The sequence below is a fragment of the Janthinobacterium sp. 1L-D-8-B-C4 genome (genome assembly GCF_057291295.1).
The window spans coordinates 1-18,058 of sequence record NZ_JBXAVX010000008.1; the positions used below are offsets into that span (position 1 = coordinate 1).

Consider the following 18,058-nt stretch of genomic DNA (forward strand, 5'->3'; position numbering starts at 1 on the left):
ATCCCCCACTTTCATCCTTAGATCGTATGCGGTATTAGCGTAACTTTCGCTACGTTATCCCCCACTCCAGGGTACGTTCCGATATATTACTCACCCGTTCGCCACTCGCCACCAGAGCAAGCTCCGTGCTGCCGTTCGACTTGCATGTGTAAGGCATGCCGCCAGCGTTCAATCTGAGCCAGGATCAAACTCTTCAGTTTAATCTCTGTTACTTTGCCCTGTTACAGGCACCGTCATTGCTGACGGGTCGCTCACTCAAAAAACTGACAGGCTACTTCTTGCGAAGTATCCTATTTCATTATTTCTTGTGAACATTTGATATTTTAAGTTTTACAGCGATCCGAAGATCACTGCTGCACTTCATCAAATGCCCACACTTATCGACTGTTAATTGTTAAAGAACGGTATTCGGTACTGCGTGTTTCGCGCTATCGACAAAGCGTTGTGTTTGTCAGCTGCGAAGAAGGAAGAGTATGAAGCGTTTCGGCTAATTCGTCAACCTTCTTTTTATCCCCGCTTCACACTGCATTTGCATGTTGTGTTCAGCGAGGGGGCGAATTATAGCCAGCCGCCGCGAGGGCTGCAAGGACTATTTTCAGACTGGGTGAATATTGCTGTGTGCTATCTTAGCGCCAGCAAACCGCGCTTCACCCAACCAACCATTCCCATGCTCCTTCCACATATTTCCACCATCGCCAACACTACTCTGGCCGCCGAACTCGACCATGCAATCAACAGCAAGACCAAGCCACTGGGCAGCCTGGGGCACCTGGAAAACCTGGCACGCCAGATCGGCCTGATCCAGCAGGGCACGCAGCCGGCCATCACTGCACCGGCGATTGTCGTGTTTGCCGCCGACCACGGCGTGGTCGCCGAAGGCATCTCCGCCTATCCGCAAGACGTGACCTGGCAGATGGTGGAAAATTTCCTCGGCAATGGCGCGGCCATCAATGTGTTTGCGCGCCAGACCAACTGCGCCCTATATATAGTGGACGCGGGCGTGAAGCATGACTTCGGCGTGCGCGACGGTTTGCTCGACCGCAAGCAAGGCCCCGGCACCCGCAATTTTGCCCAAGAAGCGGCAATGACTAGAGAACAATGCGCGTCCGCCATGCAAGCCGGCATGGACCTGGTCGATACACTGCCGGGCAATGTACTGGGCTTTGGCGAAATGGGCATCGGCAACACCACCGCCGCCGCCGCGCTGATGCACAAGCTGACCGGCACGCCGGTGGCGCAGTGCGTGGGCGCCGGCACAGGCCTGTCAGCCGAGGGAGTGCTGCACAAGCAGCGCGTGATCGAAGCGGCCGTGAGCAAACATGCGCACGCCATTGACACGCTCGAGGTGCTGGCCACCTTTGGCGGCTTTGAAATCGCCATGATGGCCGGCGCGATGCTGAGGGCGGCCGAGCGGCGCATGGTCTTGCTGATCGACGGCTTTATCGTCAGCAGCGCGCTGCTGGTGGCGGCCCGCTTGCAGCCGGCCATCCTCGACTATTGCGTCTTTGCGCACTGCTCCGACGAAAACGGCCACCGCCAGCTGCTGGCCAGCCTGGATGCGCGCCCCTTGCTGCAACTGGACTTGCGCCTCGGCGAAGGCACTGGCAGTGCGCTGGCCCTGCCGCTGCTGCATGCGGCCGTCAATTTCCTGGCGCAAATGGCGACTTTCGGTTCGGCCCAGGTCAGCGAAAAATCCTTGGGCTGATCATGCTGCATCAACTACGCTTGTTCTTTACCGCGCTGCAGTTCTTTACGCGCCTGCCGATTCCGCGCTGGGTCGGCTACCAGGCTGAGTGGCTGCAGCAGTCGTCGCGCTATTTTCCGCTGGTGGGCGTGGTGGTCGCCGGCATCTGCAGCGCTCTCTATATGGTCGCGAGCTGGCTGCTGCCGTCGCATGTGGCCGTGCTGCTGGCCATCGCCGCCGGCATCTATCTGACGGGCGCCTTCCATGAAGACGGCTTTGCCGATATGTGCGACGGCTTCGGCGGCGGCCTGACGCGCGAGCGGGTATTGGAAATCATGAAGGATTCGCGCGTCGGCGCCTATGGTGCGATCGGCATCGTCTGCCTGCTGGCCATCAAGGCGACCGCGCTGGTGTCGCTGCCGCCAGCCACCGTGGCAACGGCGCTGTTGATCGCGCACCCGCTGTCGCGCCTGGCGGCCGTATCGCTGATCTGGACCATGGACTATGCACGCGACGAAGGCAAGTCCAAGCCGATGGCGCAATCGATGAGCACAAAAGAGTTCGTGATTGCCGCCGTCTGCGCACTGTTGCCGGGGGTCGTGTGCACCCTGCTGGGCGTGATCGACTGGAGCGCGCTGGTACTGGCCGTGCTGGCCGCCGCCGCCAGCGCCTGGTGGCTGAGCCGCAAATGCCAGCGCCGCCTGCAAGGTTATACAGGCGACTGCCTGGGCGCAGTGCAGCAGGTGGCGGAGGTGGCGATCTACCTGGCCATCCTGTCGAGTTTCCAGCCCGCCCTGCGTTTTTACTGAACATGCGGCTGATACTGGTGCGCCACCCGATGCCCGATGTGGCCAGCGGCGTCTGCTATGGCAGCAGCGATGTTGCAGTGGCGCCACATATTCTGGCGGCGGCTCACGCCAGCCTGCGCGCCAGCCTTCCGCCGCACCTGCCTTTGTATACCAGCCCACTGTCGCGCTGCGCCACGCTGGCGGCCAGCTTGGCGGGCGATCTGGCGGCCAGCCAGTTCACGCACGATGCGCGCCTGGCAGAGATGGATTTCGGCAGCTGGGAATTGCGCGCCTGGCAGGACATCGAACGCGACCATATCGACGCCTGGGTGGCGGATCTGGCGCATTACCGGCCCGGTGGTGGCGAAAATGTGCTGGCCATGGCCACCCGCATCCGGTCGTTTCTCGATGAACTGTTGCGCGAACAACACGCGGCCGTCATCATCATTTGCCATGCTGGCACCATCCGTCTGCTATCGGCCCTGCAGGCCGGTCTGCCATTGGCGGAAACGGCCCTGCTGGCCGCGTCCAGCACCCACAAAATCGCCTATGGCGCGGTGGTGACGCTCGATTTTCAGCGACCAATAGTCACGCCAGCCGTTTGAGTCCGGCCCGGCTGCACGTATAATGGCAGGGTTTTGGTGCCCGCGTTCATGTCATGAATGCAGTTAAACGGGAAACACGATGCCGACCCAAGGCCAACGTGTGCTGCCCCCGCAACGGTAAACAAGTGTCGCCGCTTTCGACTCGAAAGCGCCTGACAAGCTGTCCCTGACAACCACTGTGCCATGACGGCATGGGAAGGTAGGACAGCCTCGCTTGCAGCCCGGATACCGGCCAGAACAGGTGGAAGTGTGTGAACGGGGATGTTCGCGTATCCGGCTGGCCAGTCAATCAGGCCGCCTTCGATCGTCATCCTCAGTTCCGTACTTCTGTTCAATCTGGCCTACGGGGACGTCGGCTGGTTGCTTCTTACTTACTGAAAATTATCATGACCCTTGCTGTTTCCCGCCACGCGGCCCTGACGTCGCTCGCGCTAGCCATTGCTGCGCCTTCCGCTTTTGCACAAGCCACCACCGATACCTTCGATCCAGTCGTCGTTACCGCCAACCGCTATCCGCAGCACCTGAGCGAAGTACTGAGCGACACGCAAACCATCAGCTCGGAAGACATCGCGCGTTCGGGCGCCAGCTCGGTGGTCGACCTGCTGCAAAAACAGCGCGGCATCGAAGTGGCGCGCAACGGCGGCCCGGGCACGGCGGCATCGGTCTTCATCCGTGGCGCCAACAGCAACCAGAATATCGTGCTGGTCGACGGCGTGCGCATCGGCTCGTCCACCCTCGGTACGGCCAACTGGAGCGCCCTGCCCCTGTCGAGCATCGACCATATCGAAATCGTCTACGGCCCACTGAGCACCATGTATGGCGCCGACGCCATGGGCGGCGTGATCCAGATCTTCACCAAGAAAGGCGATGGTCCTGCGCGCTTCTCGGCCGCTGCCGGCTACGGCAGCAACAACACGCGCCAGGTCGAAGCACAGGTATCGGGTGCTACCGGCGGCTATAACAGCTTCAGCTACTCGCTGGCAGCGGGCAAGGAAAAATCAACTGGCTACTCGGCCTCGAAACTGGGCGCCTCGTCGTTTACCTACAATCCCGACAAGGATGGCTACGACAAGGAAAACGTCAGCGGCCAGATCGGCTACCAGATGGCCAAGGGCCACCAGGTGGGCCTGGCATTTTTGAACAGCAAACTGGAAGCGCAATACGATGCCGGCCCTGGCTACGATGCGCGCAGCAACCAGAAACTGGAAAACATCTCGGTATTTACCAAGAACGAATTCCTGCCCAACTGGACCAGCGAACTGCGCTACGCGGAAGCGCGCGACAAGTCGGGTGACGACAGCGCCGCCGAATCGTGGGGCAAGAGCCAGATCGACACCAAGCAGACCGACCTGACCTGGCAGAATGACATCCGCATCGGCCGCGACAATCTGCAACTGCTGGCCGGCTACCGTGACGAAAACGTCATGTCGAGCAGCACGCCGGAAGTGACGGGCTCGCGCAACACCAAGTCGTTCGCCGCATCGTACAACCTGGTACGCGGCGCGCACCTGGCCAGCATCAGCGGCCGCCGTGACGACAGCTCGGCCTTCGGCAACCACAACACCGGCAGCATCGCCTACGGCTACCGCTTCACCAATGCCCTGCGCGCCACCGCCAGCTACGGCACCAGCTTCCGCGCACCGACTTTCAATGAGCTGTACTACCCTGGCTATGGCCTGGCGAGCAACCAGCCGGAACGCGGCCGCAACGCCGAACTGGGCCTGCGCTATGACGACGGCGTGTCGAAACTGAGCGCCAACTATTACCACAACAAGATCACCGACCTGCTGGTCAACACCACGCCTTGCCCGGACCCGACCTTCACCGGTACCTTCGGCTGCGCCTACAACGTCAACAAGGCGCTGCTCGAAGGCCTGACGATCGCTGGCTCGCGCAAGTTCGGCGCCTTCAATGTGCAAGGCAACATCGACCTGCAAGACCCGCGCGATGAAACCAAGGACAAGCAACTGGTACGCCGCGCCAAGCGCCACGCCAGCTTTGCCGCCGACTACAGCCTGGGCGCATTGACCACCGGCGCCGAATGGCAGCTGTCGGGCAAGCGTTATGAAAACGCCGCCAACACCACCACCCTGGGCGGCTATGGCCTGGTCAACCTGTACGCCACCTACCAGGTCAATCCTGACTGGTCGGTACTGGCGCGCTGGAACAATATCGCCGGCAAGGACTACGAACTGGCCCGCTTCTATGCGACCCCAGGCTCGAAATTCTTCGTCGGCGTACGCTACGGCATGAAGTAATCAGCAAGCAATGAGGTAAGCTGCGGGCGGTGGCGCAAACCATCGCCCGCAGTGCAGTTCCGCAGTCCCCGTTTTAAAGGTATGCATGCATCCATTTTTTCGCAACATGCGCCACCGTGCCACGGTGATCCTCACGACGCTGTTCGTGTGCGCGGTTGCCAGCCTGATTTTCTCCGGCATGACCGGTTCGATCGCGATCCCGCTCGCCGACCTGCCGTCCGCCCTGCTCCATCTGATACAAGGCCAGACCGATAGCCTGGCCGCCACCTTGCTCGACCTGCGCCTGGGCCGCGCGCTGACCGCCTTTGTCACGGGCGCCGCGCTGTCGCTGGCCGGCGTGATGATGCAGGCGCTGCTGCGCAATCCACTGGCCGACCCGTATGTGCTGGGCATCTCGTCCGGCGCCTCGGTTGGCGCCCTGGCCGCGCTGATGCTCATGTGCTCCCTGTGGGTGGTCGATGCGGCTGCCTTTGCCGGCGCCGTCGGCGTGTCCATGCTGCTGTACCTGTTTGCCCGGCGCGACCTGCGCGGTGGCACGGCGGCCGAAGGCGGCGCGTCGATGCTGCTGCTGACGGGCGTCATTTTGTCGTCGGCCTGCATGGCCATCGTCACCCTGATGCTGTCGATCGCGCCCGAAGGCCGCTTGCGCAGCATGGTGTTCTGGATGATCGGCGATTTGTCCGGCGCGCCATCGCGCGCCATGCCCTGGCTGGTGCTGGGCGCGGCCATGATTTTCGCCCTGCGCAGCGCCCGTTCGCTGAACGTGATGGCGCTGCATGCGGAAGCAGCCGGCACTTTGGGCGTGCGCGTGGGCGCGCTGCGCAAGGGCCTGTTTTTCTGTTCCGGCCTGCTGACGGCCAGCGCCGTCACCAGCGCCGGCAGTGTGGGCTTTGTCGGCCTGATCGTGCCGCATGCGCTGCGCTTTGCCTGCGGCCCCGACCACCGCGTGCTGATTCCCGCCGCCGCGCTGGCCGGCGGCACCTTTCTGGTACTGGCCGACACCGTCGCGCGCACCGTGCTGGCGCCCCTGCAACTGCCGGTCGGCGTAGTCACGGCGATGATAGGCGCGCCGGTATTTTTGTACCAGCTGCACCGGCTGCGCCGCAAGTGAGGCCAACATGATACGCACCTACCAACTGGGCCTGAAGGCCGGCAGCCGCACCCTGCTGGAAAACCTGGACTGGCGCATCGGCGAAGGCGAATGCTGGAGCATTATCGGGCGCAACGGCGCCGGCAAGAGCACGTTATTGCTCACCCTGGCCGGCCTGCGCGATCCCGATGCCGGCCACGTGACCGTGCAGAGTCGCGCGCTGGTCGACTGGCCGCTGGCGGCGCTGGCGCGCGAACGGGCGTTTCTGGCGCAGGCGCGCCACGACGCGTTTTCGTACCGCGTGATCGAAACCGTGCTGTCGGCGCGCCACCCGTATCACGACAACCATTACTGGGAAGGCAGCGACGACCAGCAGATCGCCATCGCTGCACTGGCATCGATGGAAGTGGCGCACCTGGCCGAGCGCGACGTGCGCAGCCTGTCCGGCGGCGAGCGCCAGCGCGTGGCGATCGCCGCCATGCTGGCGCAGGATACGCCCCTGTTATTACTTGACGAACCGGCCAACGCGCTGGACCTGGCGCACCAGGTCAGCGTGATGGGTCTGTTGTCGCGCCTGTGCCGCGAGCAGAAAAAAACCGTGGTGATGGTCGGCCATGACCTGAACCTGGCGCACAGCGTGTCGAGCCACGCGCTGCTGCTGATGGGTGACGGCGGCTGGCTGGCCGGCCCCGTGGCCGAGGTGATGCAGGCATCCATCCTGGGCAACTACCTGGGCCATCCGATCGAGATCATCGAGCACGGCAAACGCAAGATATTCATACCGAAAGAGGACTGACATGAGCGACAACACCCAGATCAACGACGACACCGCTGCCAATACCGAGGCGATAAACGAGCGCCACCGCGTGCGCATGGAGCGAAAAAAAGCCATTATCGACGCAGCAATTGCCAAGGCCGACAAGGAAATCGGCATCATTATCGTCAACACCGGCAATGGCAAGGGCAAGAGTTCGAGCGGCTTCGGCATGGCGATCCGCGCCATGGGCCACGGCATGAAGGTCGGCGTGGTGCAGTTCATCAAGGGCGCGATGTCGACCGGCGAAGAAAAATTCCTGCGCCGCTTTCCGGACGAGATCAGTTTTCACGCGATGGGCGAAGGCTATACCTGGGAAACCCAGAACCGCGAACGCGATATCGAAAAGGCCGAACTGGCGTGGGAACAGGCGAAGACCTTCCTGGCCGACCCCGCCTACGGCCTGGTGCTGTTCGATGAACTCAATATCGCCCTCAAGTACAAATACCTGGACGTGCACAAGGTGATCGCCGACCTGCTGGATCGCCCGGCCATGCAGCACGTGGTGATCACCGGGCGCGGCGCACCCGAAGAGCTGATCGCGATTGCCGACACCGTCACCGAAATGGCGGTGGTCAAGCATGCTTACGCGGCCGGCATCGGCGCGCAAGCCGGTACGGAATGGTAAAGTACGCATGACACAAACGCTGGTCTTCGGCGGCGCGCGTTCGGGCAAGAGCGCCTATGCCGAACAACTGGCCCGTGACTCGGGCAAGGACGTGCTGTATCTCGCCACCGCGCAGGCCGGAGACGGCGAGATGGCGACCCGCATCGCGCATCACCGCGCCCAGCGGCCAGGCGACTGGCCGACAGTGGAAGAGCCGCTGCGCCTGGGCACGGCCCTGCTGGCGCATGCCCGGTCCGGCCGGCTGCTGCTGGTCGACTGCCTGACCCTGTGGCTGAGCAATCTGATGTTTTCGTCCGGCGAAACTTACCCGGAGGTGGGTGACATCACGCTGCCTGAACTGTTCCACCACGAGCGCGCGCACCTGCTGTACGCACTGCAGGAACTGCAAGGCAGCGGCTGCGATATTGTGCTGGTGTCAAATGAAGTCGGCATGGGCATCGTGCCTTATGGCGCCATCTCGCGCAGCTTTACCGATGAAGCGGGCCGCCTGAACCAGGCGGTGGCGGCCGCATGCCAGCGCGCCGTGTTTGTCGCCGCCGGCCTGCCGCTGGTGCTGAAAGGCGCGCCATGCTGATGGGCTGGTCGCTGGCCATGCTGGCCGGCCTGATGACGGCCGGCGTGCTGCTTGACCTGCTGTTGGGCGAGACGCGGCGCTTTCACCCGCTGGTCGGCTTTGGCAAGCTGGCCAATATCATCGAACGCATGCTGAACCGGGGCCGCACGCGTTTTTTACGCGGCCTGTTTGCGTGGCTGCTGGCCGTGCTGCCGATTACGTACGCTGCCTGGTGGCTGTGCGGCATGGCAGGCGCTGCGCTGCATGTTTTTTTGCTCTATCTGTGCCTGGGACTGCGCAGCCTGCGCGACCACAATCAACCGATCGCCGATGCGCTGGCTGCCGGTGATCTGGACAGCGCGCGCCTGCTGACGGCGCGCATCGTCAGCCGTGACACGGCGAATGCCGATGCGGCCAGCCTGGCCAAGGCCAGCACCGAGTCCTTGCTGGAAAACGGCAATGACGCCGTATTCGGTACCCTGTTCTGGTTTGCGATTGCCGGCGGCCCGGGCGCGGTGCTGTTCCGCCTTGCCAATACCCTGGACGCCATGTGGGGCTACCGCACGCCGCGCTACGACTGGTTCGGCTGCTGCGCCGCGCGCATCGACGATGTGCTCAACTATCTGCCGGCACGCCTGACCGCCCTGTCTTATGTTGTACTGGGCAAAACCATGGCCGACAAAAAACGCGCCTGGCACTGCTGGCGCACGCAGGCGCCCAACTGGGGCAGCCCGAACGCGGGGCCGGTGATGGCCAGCGGCGCGGGCAGCCTGGGCCTGGCCTTGGGTGGCGACGCCGTCTACGATGGCGCACTGGAACGGCGCCCGGCGCTGGGCAGCGGACGCCCGGCGCAAGCCCACGATATCGACCGCGCCTGGCGCCTGGTCGCAGAGACTACCGTGCTGTGGCTGATCTGGGTAGCGCTGGCGGCGGGCCTGTTTTATCTGCGGGAGGCCTGTTTTGCTTGAACATGGCGGCAACCTGCGCGACGCCGCGCGCGCTTTTGGCCGGCCGCTGGCGCAGTGGATCGACCTGTCGACCGGCATCAATCCGCACTGGTATCCGGTGCCGGCGACCGCGCCGAATGCGTGGCACCGGCTGCCGGAAGCCGAGCCGGCGCTGCTCGATGCCGCCTGCGCGTACTACGGCGCGCCGGCCATGCTGCCAGTGGCCGGCACGCAGGCCGCCATCCAGGCCCTGCCCCGTTTGCGGGCCCCTGGCCGCGTGGCCGTCGCCGCACCTTCGTATGCGGAACATGCGCACCACTGGGGCCAGCATGGCCACCAGTTGCGGCAGGTGCCCTACGCGGAATTGAACGAGGCGGTCGACGACTGCGAGGTGCTGGTGGTCTGCAATCCGAACAACCCCACCGGCGCACGCATTGCGCCTGAAGTGCTGCTGGCATGGCACGCCAGGCTGGCCGCGCGCGGCGGCTGGCTGGTGGTCGACGAGGCGTTTGGCGATACGGAAGATGCTGCCAGCCTTGGCGCGTATACGGATCAAACCGGCCTGATCGTCTTGCGCTCGGTTGGCAAATTCTTTGGCCTGGCGGGACTGCGCCTGGGCTTTGTGGCGGCGCATCCGGCATTGCTGGGCGCATTGGCTTCCATGCTGGGACCGTGGACCGTCAGCGGCCCGGCCCAGCAGGTGGCGCTGGCGGCCCTGTGCGATATGCCCTGGCAACACGCGATGCGCTCGCGTCTGAAAAACGAGGGCGAACGCCTGCGCCTCTTGCTGGCGCAGCACGGTATTGCCAGCAGCGGCTGCGCGCTGTTTCAATGGTGGCCCGAAGCACGCGCCGAACACTTTCACCGCCAGATGGCCGAACGCGGCATCTGGGTGCGCCTGTTCCGCCACGCGGCGCGCGGCATTCGCCTGGGACTACCACCCACCGAGCCCGCCTGGCAGCAGCTGGAGCAGGCACTGATTGCATGGAACAAGGAAAACACATGAAACAATTTACGATGACGCTGCTGGCCGCCCTGCTGGCCTTGCCGGCGCACGCCGCCATTACCGTGCGCGACGATGACGGCAACGCCGTCACTGTCGCCAAACCGGCGCAGCGCATCCTGGCGCTGGCGCCGCATATCACCGAGCTGCTGTTTGCGGCCGGCGGTGGCGAAAAAATCGTCGGCGTGGTCAGCTACAGCGATTATCCCGAGGCGGCAAAGAAGATCGCCAATGTGGGCGACAACCGCCAGTACGATATGGAACGCATTATCGCCATGAAGCCCGATCTGATCGTGGTGTGGATGCATGGCAGCGCCGAACGCCAGATCGCCATGCTGCGCCAGTTGAAGGTGCCGATCTATCACAGCGATCCGAAAAAGCTGGCCGATATACCGAATAACATGGAGCGCCTGGGCCAGTTGATGGGCACGGAAAAAGTGGCCGTGCCGGCCGCCACGCAATTGCGCGCCAAACTGGCCAGCTTGACGGCGCAATATGCGCAGCGCCCGCCGGTGCGCCTGTTTTACCAGGTGTGGGACAAGCCGTTGTACACCATCAGTGGCGCCAGCATTATCAGCGACGCGATGCGCGTGTGCGGCGGCCAGAATGTGTTTGCTGCGATGAAGGTGGTGGCGCCCGTCGTCACCACCGAAGGCGTGCTGCAGGAAAATCCGGAAGCGATTTTTGCCACCAGCGAGAAGAGCGACGCCGACAGCGAAGGGGGCCTGGCCATGTGGCGCGCCTTTCCTTCCTTGATGGCAGTACGCAACAACAATCTGTTTCGCCTGAATGGCGATTTGCTGAACCGCGCCGGTCCGCGCATGGTCGATGGCGCCGCCGCCATGTGTGAAAAACTCGAACTGGCGCGCCAGCACCGCAATACGCCTGCCGCGAAAGCAGCCAAATGAGCCATTACCAGCGCATCGCCTGTCTGTCGACCGAAGCGGTGGAGACCTTGTACGCATTGGGTGCCGAAGAATGCATCGCCGGCATTTCCGGCTTTACCGTGCGCCCGCCGCGTGCGCGCGAAGAAAAGACCAAGATCAGCGGCTTTTCCTCGTCCAGCCTGGAGCGCATCCTGGCCGTGCAGCCGGACCTGGTGATCGGCTTTTGCGACATGCAGGCCGATATCTGCCGCGACCTGGTCAAGGCCGGCGTGGAAGTGCACCAGTTCAACCAGCGCACGGTCGAGGGTATCCTGCGCATGATCGCCGTGCTGGCGTCGCTGGTGCAACGCGAAGTAGCGGGCCGCGCCTTGATCGCCAGCCTGCGCGCCGATATCGACCGCGCGCGGCAGCGCGCCGCGCCCTGGACACGCAAGCCGGTGATCTATTTCGAGGAATGGAACGAGCCTTTGATGAGCGGCATCGGCTGGGCCGCGGAACTGATCGAACTGGCCGGCGGCATCGATGCGTTTCCGGAATTGTCACTGCAGCCAGGCGCGAAGGAACGCATACTCGCTGACCCTTTGGCGGTGGTGCAGCGCGCGCCCGACATCATTATCGCCAGCTGGTGCGGCAAGAAATTCCAGCCCTTGCAACTGACGGCGCGCCCGCAATGGGACACCATCCCCGCCGTAAAAAACGGCATGGTGTTCGAGATCAAGTCGCCAGATATCCTGTCGCCCGGACCTGCCGCGATTACCGAAGGGCTGCGCCAGATCAGCGATATGGTCGCCCTGTGGCAGGCGCAGCAAGCATGACGCTGCCGTTCCACACCCTGATGGTGCAGGGCACGACCTCGGACGCCGGCAAGAGCACCATCGTTGCGGCCCTGTGCCGGCTGATCAAGCGCCGTGGCGTTACCGTCGCGCCGTTCAAGCCGCAGAACATGGCCCTGAACAGCGCGGTGACCAGCGACGGCGGCGAGATCGGCCGCGCGCAGGCGCTGCAGGCCATGGCTTGCGGCATCGCGCCGCATACCGACATGAACCCGGTGCTGCTCAAACCCTCGTCGAACACCGGCGCGCAGGTGATCATCCACGGCAAGGTGCGCGCCGAGATGGATGCGCGCGACTACCAGCAATACAAGACCATCGCCATGGGCGCGGTGCTTGAATCGTATGCGCGCTTGCGCCAGCAGTACCAGGCGGTGATCGTCGAAGGCGCGGGCAGCCCGGCCGAAATCAATCTGCGCGCGCGCGATATCGCCAACATGGGGTTTGCCGAAGCCGTCGACTGCCCGGTGATTTTAGTCGCCGATATCGACCGCGGCGGTGTGTTCGCCCACATCATCGGCACCCTGGCGTGTTTGTCGGACAGCGAACGCGCGCGCATCGCGGGCTTTGTCATCAACCGTTTTCGCGGCGATATCTCGCTGCTGCAACCGGGTGTCGACTGGCTGGAGCAGCAAACGGGCAAGCCGGTGCTGACCGTGCTGCCGTATTTGCAAGGCCTGTTCCTCGACGCGGAAGACGCGGTCGAAGCGATGCAGGCCGAACGCGGCGCGTTTACCGTGGTGGTGCCGCAACTGCCGCGCATCAGCAACCATACCGATTTCGATGCGCTGCGCGCTCATCCCGGCATCGACCTGCGCTTTATCAAACAGGGCCAGCCGATACCGCCGGCCGACCTGGTGATACTACCCGGCAGCAAGAACACGCGCGGCGACCTGGCCTGGCTTCAGCACGAAGGCTGGCCCTGCTACCTGGCAAAACACCTGCGTTATGGCGGCAAGGTAATCGGCATTTGCGGCGGCTTCCAGATGCTGGGCATGAGCGTGAATGATCCGCTGGGCGTGGAAGGCGCGGCGGGCGAGTCTGGCGCATTGGGCCTGCTCGACATGACGACCGAACTGACTGCCGACAAGCGGCTGGTGCAGGTCGCAGGCCAGTGTGCGTTTGAAAGTGCGAACAAGGCGAGCGTGAGTGGCTATGAAATCCATATGGGCGTATCGCACGGCGCGGCGCTCGAAGCGCCAGCGTTCTTCATTGAGGGCCGGCCGGAAGGGGCGGTGTCTGCCGACGGGCAAATTTTGGGCAGCTATTTGCACGGCATGTTCGACACGCCCGATGCCTGCTCGGCGCTGCTACGCTGGGCCGGGCTGGAGTCTGGCCATGTGGTCGATACGGCAGCGCTGCGCGAAGCGAGCCTGGAACGTATCGCCGACGCGGCCATCCCCCTGATGGCCGCGCTGGAGCGTCTCAAGCTGTGAAGCCTAGTTCTTCAGGCAGGTGCCCATGTAGCTGCGGTCGGTTGAAAACTCGACCGCCATGCTCGACGACACCGGCATGAACATCGAGTAATCGGCCGGCACGTCGGCCGGATCCTTGAATACGGCGATGCCATCGAAGTCGATGGCTTGCGTGCCCAGGCCCAGTTTGTTGATGGTGATGGTTTCCGCGTGCGTCCTGCCGGCGGTATTGTTGGTGATGGTGGCAGTGCTGCCGGCCACCACGATTTTTGCGCTGATGCCGGGCGCCGCGCAGGCGTAGCTGCCGGCAATTTCGGTGCCGATCTTTTGCTGCTTGGCCGCTACCATGGTGCCCACGCGCAGCACGTTTTCGTTGTTGCGGCTATAGCGGTCGATGAACAGCGCCAGCCCGCGGTCGCCGGCATGCACATGGACGATGCCGAAATCCTGCTGGCCCTGGCGCGCGATGACCAGGCCACGCGCAGCGTCCTTGACCAGGGTCAGGCTGGCGTTTTCTGCTGCCAGCTGCGGCGACACTGCCGTGCACGCGCCTTGCGCATTGAACACGCCGCCATTGCACAGTTGCGCGCTGCCGTCGGCCGCCACTTTCAGGCTGCCTTTCGGATTGAAGGGGCTGCCGCCGTTCGAGGCATTGCGCATGGCGCCGATAAAGATATAGTTGCCGGCCAGCTTGGCCACGTCGGTGACGGCATAACCGGTACCGCTGACGTTCGAGCTCATGCTGCCGAGCTTGATGGTTCCCGTCAACAAGCGCGTGCGCGCATCGACGGCAAGGCTCAGGTCGGTGCCCGTATACGTGGTGATATTGCCGCTGGTAACCGCCGTATAGCTGCCGCTGCGGTCGGCCAGGCCAAACTGTGTCGACAGGACCTTCACGCTGAAGGTTCTTTTGGCATTGTCAAACGTGATGCGCCAGCTGTCGCCGATCTCGGCCGCCAGGTCATACACCGTTTCGTCGGCATTGGCGCCGGCGATCACGGCCAGGCCTGCGGCGCTGGCGACCGCCTGCGAGGCCACCGTCACGGCATCGGCAACGGGTGTCACGGGCGGGGTGACCACTACCGGTGGCGTGACGGGCGCGACCGGCGTACTGTCGTTGTCGCTACCGCCGCCGCAAGCGGTCAGGGCCGCGCCCAGCAGGACGATGGAGAAGGCATTTTTCATAGCAGGTTCCAGGAAAGAGGTGACGCGACTGCAGCGAGTCGCGATAGCAGCACCCATGCTATCTCCGGAAATCAACTATTACTATGGAACAATTGTTCCATGGACTGGCCCCGGTGACCGTGCCGTGGCCTGCAGGCGGCCGGCGCGCGTTCGCCATTTATGTGACAATCCGAACACTGTTGGCTCCGTTCCACCCTCCTCAGGTTTGCATCCATGTCCAGTTCCGCCGTTAAAAGCTATCTTCCGTGGGTGGTCGCTACCGCCCTCTTCATGGAGCAGCTCGACTCCACCATCGTCAATACCGCCATCCCCAGCATGGCCGCCAGCCTGAATGTCACGCCGCTGAGCCTGAAGGCGGTCGTTACCAGCTACATTTTGAGCCTGGCCGTGTGCATCCCGATCAGCGGCTGGATGGCCGACCGCTTCGGCACCCGGCGCGTGTTTTCCGCCGCGGTCGCCATCTTTACGATTGCCTCCATCCTGTGCGGGCTGTCCGTCAATTCGCCGATGCTGGTGGCGGCGCGCCTGCTGCAGGGCGTGGGAGCGGCGATGATGATGCCGGTCGGCCGGCTGACCATCATCCGCACCTTTCCCAAATCGCAACTGCTGGCGGCGATGAATTTCGTGATTATCCCGGCCCTGATCGGCCCGCTGCTCGGGCCCACCGTGGGCGGGCTGATCGTGCACTGGCTGTCGTGGCGCGAGATTTTCTTCGTCAACGTGCCGGTCGGCCTGGTGGCCTTGTACCTGGCGCACCGCTACATGCCCGACTATTACGGCGACAAGCCGCGTCCGCTGGACCTGATCGGCCTGGTGCTGTTCGGCACCGGCGTCGCCCTGCTGTCGTGGCTGCTGGAAGTATTCGGCGAGCATCGCGTCGATCCCACCTCGTTTGCGGTGCTGCTGTTCATTTCCATCAGCCTGCTGGCGGCGTATGTGTGGCATTCGAGCGAGGTGCTGCACCCGCTGCTGCGCCTGGCACTGTTCAAGGTGCGCACCTTCCGCGTGTCGGTGGTGGGCGGCTTTGTCACGCGCCTCGGTGTCGGTGGCCTGCCCTTCCTGCTGCCGCTGCTGTACCAGCTGGGCCTGGGCCTGCCGGCATGGCAGTCGGGCCTGCTGATGATGCCGTCGGCGGCCGCCGCGATGGGCATGAAATTCATTTCTGCGCGCGTGCTGGCGCGCTTCGGCTACCGCCAGGTGCTGATCGTCAATACGGTGCTGATCGGCGTGACCATCGCCATGTTTTCGCAGGTCAGCGCCGGCACGCCCTTGTACGTGATCGTCGGCATCAGTCTGTGCCTGGGCTTTTTCAATTCGCTGCAGTTTTCCAGCATGAACACGATTGCCTACGCCGATGTCGACAAAGCCGATTCCAGCATGGCCAGCACGATTGCCAGTTCGATGCAGCAACTGTCGATGAGCTTTGGCCTGGCGTTCGGTTCGCTGATCACCGGCTGGTACCTGGGCGACATGCCGCAGTCGAACCGCGCCATGCTGAGCACCGCCTTGCATCACGCGTTCCTGACGCTGGCGGTGGTGACGATCCTGTCTTCGCTGACCTTCTGGACCTTGCGCCGCACGGATGGCGAAAGCATCAGCAAGGGCAGCGATAGCGATGAAGACGACCTGGCCGAGGTCAAGGCGAAAGCGGTGGTGCAGACGGAAGTCCAGACGACAGCGCAAACCGGCAAGGACTGAGCGGCCTCAAGCCGCCGCGACGCCACGCTGGCGGCCTTGGCCGCGCCGGTGCTACTGTGTACCGGGAGGCGCACATGGCGATCGAGCGGCGGTTCGCATGGGAGGGCAAGGACCGCCACGGCAAGCGGGTAGAAGGCATGCTGCGCGCCACCGACGCCGCTGCCGCCACCGTGCTGCTGCGCCGCCAGGGCATCCTTGCCACCCGCGTGCGGGCCCGCCGCGCCGCGCCGGGCAAAGCCATCCGCCACAAGGATATCGCGCTGTTTACGCGCCAGCTGGCCACCATGATGGGCGCCGGCGTGCCGCTGCTGACCGCCTTCACGATCGCCGGCAAGGGCCATGCCAAGCCGGCCATGACACAGCTGATGCAGGACTTGCGCCACGATATCGAAGCGGGCGGCAGCCTGCAGCAAGCCTTCCGCCAATTCCCCCTGCTGTTTGACGAACTGTATTGCAACCTGGTGGCGGCCGGCGAACAGGCCGGCATCGTGCAGGAACTGCTGGCGCGCCTGGCCACGCACCAGGAAAAAGCCATTGCCCTGCGGCGCCAGCTGCGCGGCGCGCTGATGTATCCGCTGGCCATCGTGGCCGTCGCCATCCTTGTCACGTCCATCATCCTGACAGTGGTGGTGCCGGCCTTCCGGCAAGTGTTCGACAGCTTCGGCGCACCGCTGCCATTGCCGACCCTGATGGTGATGGAAATGTCGCGCCTGCTAATGCAGTCGTGGTACTGGCTGCTGGCCGCGCTGGTGGCCGTCACGCTACTGCTGCGCCTGGCCTGGCGCCGTGCGCCGCAACTGCGCCGCCAGGTGCAACTGCAAGCCTTGCGTATTCCTCTGTTCGGCCCGCTGCTGCGCCGTGCGGCGATCGCCCGCTGGACCCGCACCCTGGCCGCCATGTATGCGGCCGGCGTGCCCCTGCTTGACTCGCTGGCCCTGGTCGGCGCCGCCGCCAACAACGTGCTGTACCAGGAAGCGACGACGCGTATCGAACGCGAAATCCGCGCCGGCGGCAGCCTGGCGCTGGCCATGGGCCACAGCGGGGTGTTTCCCGAACTGCTGACGCAACTGGCCCTGATCGGAGAGGAATCGGGCGCGCTCGACGCCATGCTCACGCGCGCGGCCGACATCATCGAAGCGGAGATCGACAGCACCGTCACCATCCTTACGTCCTTGCTGGAGCCGGCGCTGATGGTGGTGCTGGGCGTGCTGGTCGGCGGGCTGGTGATCGCGCTGTATTTGCCAATTTTCAAGCTGGGGGCGGTGATTTGAAAAGACCTGCGCCAGGGCAAAAACGGTCACCGGTATTTCGCTTGCACTGCGCGTATAAAATTTGATACACTCAAAGGAGTCGAGATGAGCGAGAAACCGATCGACTGGCGCGGCAGTTCGCTTGACGACATCAAGGACGACGCCATCTTTACTGTCAACGCACGCCGGGAAGCGGGCCATCAGCTGAGCCAGGTGCAGGCAGGGCTTGAACCTGACCGCTGGAAACCGTTCGACGAAGTCGGCCCGGGCACGCGCGAAATCATCGTCAACCTGGACGATGGCTGGTTCAGGGTAATGTACGTGGCCAAGTTTGCCGAAGCTGTGTATGTGCTGCACTGTTTCAAGAAAAAAAACCAATGCCACATCCAGGCACGACAAGCAGATTGCCAGCACCCGTTATAA

17 protein-coding genes, 1 rRNA gene and 1 riboswitch are annotated in these 18,058 nt (G+C 63.6%); of the genes, 16 read left to right on the forward strand and 2 right to left on the reverse strand.

From position 1 onward, the window contains the following. Positions 1–200, reverse strand: a 16S ribosomal RNA gene (locus tag AC0Z42_RS15135); the annotation flags it as partial. A gap of 467 nt (positions 201–667) precedes the next feature. Here AC0Z42_RS15135 and cobT point away from each other — a divergent pair. The 13 genes from cobT to AC0Z42_RS15200 all read left to right on the forward strand — a co-directional run bounded on the left by cobT (position 668) and on the right by AC0Z42_RS15200 (position 13,523). Then, entirely contained in the window at positions 668–1,705 is a 1,038-nt protein-coding gene (cobT, locus tag AC0Z42_RS15140) for a nicotinate-nucleotide--dimethylbenzimidazole phosphoribosyltransferase (RefSeq protein WP_485469033.1), read from the forward strand. A gap of 2 nt (positions 1,706–1,707) precedes the next feature. Next, positions 1,708–2,493 (forward strand): adenosylcobinamide-GDP ribazoletransferase, encoded by a 786-nt coding sequence (locus AC0Z42_RS15145; RefSeq protein WP_485469034.1) that lies wholly within the window; start codon positions 1,708–1,710, stop codon positions 2,491–2,493. 2 nt (positions 2,494–2,495) lie between these two features. Beyond that, a complete protein-coding gene (locus AC0Z42_RS15150) occupies positions 2,496–3,077 on the forward strand; it encodes a histidine phosphatase family protein (protein WP_485469035.1) in 582 nt (193 codons plus the stop codon). A gap of 17 nt (positions 3,078–3,094) precedes the next feature. Then, a riboswitch (cobalamin riboswitch) is annotated at positions 3,095–3,328 on the forward strand. A 135-nt stretch (positions 3,329–3,463) separates the two neighbouring features. Next, positions 3,464–5,335, forward strand: coding sequence for a TonB-dependent receptor domain-containing protein (locus AC0Z42_RS15155; protein WP_485469036.1), 1,872 nt, complete (start codon positions 3,464–3,466; stop codon positions 5,333–5,335). An 85-nt stretch (positions 5,336–5,420) separates the two neighbouring features. Beyond that, positions 5,421–6,446, forward strand: a complete 1,026-nt coding sequence (locus tag AC0Z42_RS15160) for a FecCD family ABC transporter permease (RefSeq protein ID WP_485469037.1) — start codon at positions 5,421–5,423, stop codon at positions 6,444–6,446. 7 nt (positions 6,447–6,453) lie between these two features. After that, complete coding sequence (locus AC0Z42_RS15165) at positions 6,454–7,221, forward strand: ABC transporter ATP-binding protein (protein ID WP_485469038.1); 768 nt, start codon at positions 6,454–6,456, stop codon at positions 7,219–7,221. Between the two features lies 1 nt (position 7,222). Further along, entirely contained in the window at positions 7,223–7,867 is a 645-nt protein-coding gene (gene cobO / locus AC0Z42_RS15170; protein WP_485469039.1) for a cob(I)yrinic acid a,c-diamide adenosyltransferase, read from the forward strand. A gap of 7 nt (positions 7,868–7,874) precedes the next feature. Then, positions 7,875–8,441, forward strand: coding sequence for a bifunctional adenosylcobinamide kinase/adenosylcobinamide-phosphate guanylyltransferase (gene cobU, locus AC0Z42_RS15175; protein ID WP_485469040.1), 567 nt, complete (start codon positions 7,875–7,877; stop codon positions 8,439–8,441). Then, entirely contained in the window at positions 8,435–9,388 is a 954-nt protein-coding gene (cbiB, locus tag AC0Z42_RS15180) for an adenosylcobinamide-phosphate synthase CbiB (protein WP_485469041.1), read from the forward strand. Before cobU ends, cbiB begins: the two co-directional genes overlap by 7 nt. Beyond that, positions 9,381–10,373, forward strand: a complete 993-nt coding sequence (gene cobD / locus AC0Z42_RS15185; protein ID WP_485469042.1) for a threonine-phosphate decarboxylase CobD — start codon at positions 9,381–9,383, stop codon at positions 10,371–10,373. The genes cbiB and cobD overlap by 8 nt, the downstream gene beginning before the upstream one ends. Continuing rightward, positions 10,370–11,278, forward strand: coding sequence for a cobalamin-binding protein (locus AC0Z42_RS15190; protein ID WP_485469043.1), 909 nt, complete (start codon positions 10,370–10,372; stop codon positions 11,276–11,278). The genes cobD and AC0Z42_RS15190 overlap by 4 nt, the downstream gene beginning before the upstream one ends. Then, positions 11,275–12,072, forward strand: a complete 798-nt coding sequence (locus AC0Z42_RS15195) for an ABC transporter substrate-binding protein (protein WP_485469044.1) — start codon at positions 11,275–11,277, stop codon at positions 12,070–12,072. The genes AC0Z42_RS15190 and AC0Z42_RS15195 overlap by 4 nt, the downstream gene beginning before the upstream one ends. Further along, positions 12,069–13,523, forward strand: coding sequence for a cobyric acid synthase (locus AC0Z42_RS15200; RefSeq protein ID WP_485469045.1), 1,455 nt, complete (start codon positions 12,069–12,071; stop codon positions 13,521–13,523). The genes AC0Z42_RS15195 and AC0Z42_RS15200 overlap by 4 nt, the downstream gene beginning before the upstream one ends. A 3-nt stretch (positions 13,524–13,526) precedes the next feature. On the opposite strand, the gene AC0Z42_RS15205 is transcribed toward AC0Z42_RS15200, so the two are convergent. Further along, positions 13,527–14,687: a hypothetical protein gene (locus tag AC0Z42_RS15205; protein ID WP_485469046.1), complete on the reverse strand. Its 1,161-nt coding sequence runs from the start codon at positions 14,685–14,687 to the stop codon at positions 13,527–13,529. Positions 14,688–14,900: 213 nt separating this feature from the next. Between AC0Z42_RS15205 and AC0Z42_RS15210 the strand changes: the two genes are divergently transcribed. From AC0Z42_RS15210 to AC0Z42_RS15220, 3 genes are all read left to right on the forward strand, one after another. After that, positions 14,901–16,385: a DHA2 family efflux MFS transporter permease subunit gene (locus tag AC0Z42_RS15210; RefSeq protein WP_485469047.1), complete on the forward strand. Its 1,485-nt coding sequence runs from the start codon at positions 14,901–14,903 to the stop codon at positions 16,383–16,385. 74 nt (positions 16,386–16,459) lie between these two features. After that, positions 16,460–17,656: a type II secretion system F family protein gene (locus tag AC0Z42_RS15215; RefSeq protein ID WP_485469048.1), complete on the forward strand. Its 1,197-nt coding sequence runs from the start codon at positions 16,460–16,462 to the stop codon at positions 17,654–17,656. Positions 17,657–17,740: 84 nt separating this feature from the next. Then, positions 17,741–18,058 carry a type II toxin-antitoxin system RelE/ParE family toxin gene (locus AC0Z42_RS15220; protein WP_485469049.1) on the forward strand — a complete coding sequence of 106 codons (318 nt, stop codon included), beginning with the start codon at positions 17,741–17,743 and terminating at the stop codon, positions 18,056–18,058.